This window comes from Gilliamella sp. Pas-s95, assembly GCF_009795795.1.
Taxonomy (GTDB): Bacteria; Pseudomonadota; Gammaproteobacteria; order Enterobacterales; family Orbaceae; genus Gilliamella; species Gilliamella bombicola.
This window is the reverse complement of sequence record NZ_WTFC01000052.1, coordinates 1-4034: the sequence shown is the minus strand read 5'-3', so window position 1 is coordinate 4034 and position 4034 is coordinate 1. Positions and strand designations below refer to the sequence as shown.

Annotated in this window: 3 protein-coding genes; all 3 read left to right on the top strand. The window is 43.6% G+C overall.

Annotated features, from left to right (window positions below; genetic code table 11):
- Positions 1-1106: hypothetical protein (locus GQ598_RS10710; protein ID WP_202112763.1), on the top strand; the 1106-nt coding region annotated here is incomplete at its 5' end.
- Between the two features lie 620 nt (positions 1107-1726).
- On the top strand, positions 1727-3382 hold the full coding sequence (locus GQ598_RS10705; RefSeq protein ID WP_160404108.1) for a hypothetical protein: 1656 nt from the start codon (positions 1727-1729) through the stop codon (positions 3380-3382).
- 223 nt (positions 3383-3605) lie between these two features.
- The gene (locus GQ598_RS10700) at positions 3606-3845 is read left to right on the top strand and encodes a hypothetical protein (RefSeq protein WP_160404107.1); all 240 of its coding nucleotides are present in this window, start codon (positions 3606-3608) and stop codon (positions 3843-3845) included.
- The last annotated feature ends 189 nt before the right edge of the window (positions 3846-4034 follow it).

Below are 4034 nucleotides of genomic sequence, written 5' to 3'. Positions count from 1 at the left end.
TCACTAGGTATAATTATTGGGGAGATGATGATGGAGATGGACAGGGTATAAATGGTGTTACTGCTACAGGGGATATATCGGTATCGTTTACGGATAAGGATGGCAATACTGTTAATCGTAGTGATACATTAGATATTTGTAATGCACCTTATAAGGTAACATTAAGTAGTACAGAGGGATATTTACAGACACGGTACGGAGTTCCTAATACGACCTATTTTAATAATAGTATAGTGACGTATTATATCAATCCATATAATACTGTTGCTCGTGTTTGTTACGCAAGGCCAAATCTTTCTCATGGTGCTATAGACAGTTTTGTAGGCCCAGCTAACATATGGAGTCGTGATAAGGGTTTTTTAGTTCAGTCAACAAGTTCGTCGTCTTACGGTCATAATTTTCCTACAACGGGTGCTGATGGATTGTATTTTGATCTACTCATAGGTGGAGTAGATGGAAGTCAGTTGACGTGGTCTGTTGTCACGAATGGTAGTAGTATAACAGCTACCGTGACAAGTGTAACAACTAATGAGTCATGGATTCCTGTTGCTGATATTGGAAAAATTGTTGCGCGTGTTAAGTTAAGTGGTCCTAGGGCGGATAGTACTCAAATAGGTTCAAGTAATCCTAGTCCGTTTACGCCGTTGTTATTTTTGCCACAGACATTTGAGTTGGTGGGTAGGGATAGTCAAGGTAATGAGGTGAGGTATGGATTTGTGTTAAAGCAGTGGTTCGTCCATCGGGGTAATAAAATGGATACTCAGTCTAACCACTCATCTTGGTGTAGTAGTTTGGGTTATCGTTTGCCACAGATCAAGGATTTAACTAACGCGAAGTGTGGTGTTAGTAGAAACTTCTCATGTATAAATGGCGTAGATGGCGCTACGCCTAGTTCATCTGTTAATCATTACATGCGTCACATAGGTGCTGGTTTTTTCACGGAGTGGGGCCGCGTGGGCAGCTACGCTGATGTGGGCTTCGTCGACAGCCGCTATTGGACAAGCGACGCGGCAGGTAGCTATGGCTTCAATGTCGAATCGGACTACGGTAACGTCTCCAACCACAGTGCCAGAAACTACCGTTATGGCCTTTGCACCGCACCTTAGCTTTTATTTCTTATTCCTTAATCCTTGGGCCGCAGGGGCGGTTATGGTGAAGATAGAGGATAATCTAACAAAGAATAAAGCCCCCGCGCAAGTTGGGGCATTCCCTTAGGGTTGCGCAGTTGCGGCGAAGCCACAATCGCGCCGCCCCCGCTCGGTCTTAACGCACCGTTTGTGGACGCGCTTCCGGCGCACCACAAACTCGCCAAACATCCTGTTTTGCGTGCTAACCTCGCTCTGTTGTCGGCACATTCTGACGCCGGAACAAGACAGACAACATAATCTTAGGTGTTTTTTTGTGAGTTGTTTTTGTGTAAAAAAAATGAAATTGCATCCAAAAAGTGGTCAAGAAAGGTATTGATTTTATTCAAGTTTTTATTTGTTGGTTTTTAGCTGAAAACCTCCACCCAAACCGCTTATCCCAAAACACACACATAAGCTGACTCCGTCTTTAACAAAACTTTACAAATTTTTAACAAAAAAGATAGCACATTATTAATCAAACGCTTATAATTTAAGCGCTTTTAAAGCAAGGGAGTGCTCATTATTAGAGCAGTCAGTTATAAAAAATCGAAATAAAACAAAAAATTACTTGACAGGATGATCGAAATGCATTACCATTTATGGCATCTGGCATCTGGCATCTGGCCTGCCAAACCTACGCCCTAAAACTTTTTAATTTTCACCGTAGTCGAAATCAGACTCAATTCTTATTTTCATCAGCGAGGTCATTTCGCGTAGCGAAATCGGAGACGTTATCGGCAGGGTTATCGCCGAGGTCAAGGCGTTTACCTCTTCTATCTAAATTTTCAGGTTTACCAAGCTTACCAGGCTTATCAGGTTTACTTAGATTATTTAGATTTCCTAAATCGGCGTTGTTCTCCGTGGTATTGTTGTTGTCGTATACACAGAGTTCTGTGGCATTAACGGCACATACATCAAGAGCAATTGAAGGTACTCCGCCGTATTTAACGTTCGACGGTGGTCGAACAAAGGCAATATCAACGGATAGTTTGTTGTCTATTCGGTTGCACAATGGTCGGGTTATCACGCCGTCTACTAATACATCAAGTGTATCAAATCCAATAGGATTGCCTTATGCAGGGAATACTTTGGATGATATAGATATGATGGTCCCGTCATCGGTTAGTTCAGTGAGTATAAGTGATTTAATCACTCGATATAATTATTGGCGTGATGATGATGGGGATGGACAGGGTGCTAATGGAGTTACCGCATCGGGGAATATATCGGTATCGTTTAGGGATAAGGATGGTAATACCGTTGGTCGTAGTGATGATTTAGATGTATGTAAGGCTCCTTATAGGGTGACCTTAAGTAGTACAGGGGGATATTTACAGACACGGTACGGAGTTCCTAATAGGACTAGTTTTAGTGGTCAGACGGTGACATATTATATCAATCCGTATGGTGGTCCTGTTGTTTGTCACGCAAGGCCAAATCTTAGTTATGGCACAGGCAGTTACGCCGGCCCAGCTAACATATGGTCTCCTACAAAGGGTTTTTTAGTTCAGTCAACAAGTCCATCCTCTTACGACCGAAATTTTCCAACTACAGGGGGAAATGGATTGTATTTTGATTTGCTCATAGGTGGGGTGGATGCAGGTCAGTTGACATGGTCTCCAGTTACTCGTGGTGGAATAACAGCTACAGTGACAAGTGTTACACCTAATGATAGGTGGATTCCTGGTGTTGATAAAGAAAAAGTTGTCGCACGAGTTAAGTTAAGTGGTCCTAAGCCGGATAGCTCTCAAATGCGATCAAATAATCCTAGTCCGCTTACCCCGTTGCTATCTTTGCCGCAGACCTTTGAATTGGTGGGCAGGGATAGTCATGGTAATGAGGTGAGGTATGGATTTGTGTTAAAGCAGTGGTTCGTCTATCGGGGTAATAAAGACGCTAGTCAGTCTGACCAAATATCTTGGTGCAGTCGTTTAGGATATCGTTTGCCACGGGTAAAGGATTTAACTAACGCGAAGTGTGATGTTTATAATACTTATTTCCCATGTGTAAATGGCATAAATGGCGCCTTGCCTCATTCATCTGATAATAGTTATATGCGTCACATAGGTGCTGGTTTTTTCTCGGAGTGGGGCGCCACATACGACTACGCTGATGCGAGCTTCATGCGCTACGGCTACCGCTACTGGACGAGCGACGCAGCAGGTAGCTCTGGCTTCTATGTCCGCTCGTACAACGGCGATGTCAGCAGCGACAGTGCCAGCAGCAGCTCCTTTGCTGTTTGCACCGCACCTTAGTTTTTAGCGTTTATTCCTTAATCCTTGGGCCGCGGGGGCGGTTATGGTGCCTGAGAGGATAATCTAACAAAGAATAACGCCCCCGCGTAAGTTGGGGCATTCCCTTAGGGTTGCGCTGTTGCGGCGAAGCCACAATCGCGCCGCCCCCCGCCGCCGGCGACGCTGAAAGTGTCGATGGCGGTGGCTCAGGGGTAAAATCAAATAAATAAAGAGAAGTCATGTAATGGAAATAGAACAAAAATTAGCATTAAGTGAAAATCCGATACATTTTTTGAAAGAAGGTCTTTTTTTAAAGGCTTATAACCAGTCATTTTATGTAATGAGTCAATTATTAAGATTTAACCTAAAGCCGATAATCAAGCATATTAAAAAACTCGACCAAATTATTGTATGTGGTGGATTTCCGGCTAATGTCATCAATAAACGTTATCCTAATGTGTTTTTGGGTTGGTGGATAGAATAAATTGGGTGCGCAAGTTTCGGACGTTTTGACCTTTGGTGGACAAAATAGCTATGGTGACCACGTCCGAGTCAGGGAATTAAAGCGAATTCCCTGACAACCCACGCTTTGGCTACAGAATGTGGCCTGCGGCACTACTCGTATCATCCTGATACTCGCCTCTACGAGGCCATCTTCGCTGTGCTCAGATGT

What these genes read in the sequence shown, in the direction of transcription:
- GQ598_RS10705 (WP_160404108.1), top strand. Translation starts at nt 1,727, where the DNA reads ATGGCATCTGGCATCTGGCATCTGGCCTGCCAAACCTACGCCCTAAAA.
- GQ598_RS10700 (WP_160404107.1), top strand. Translation starts at nt 3,606, where the DNA reads ATGGAAATAGAACAAAAATTAGCATTAAGTGAAAATCCGATACATTTT.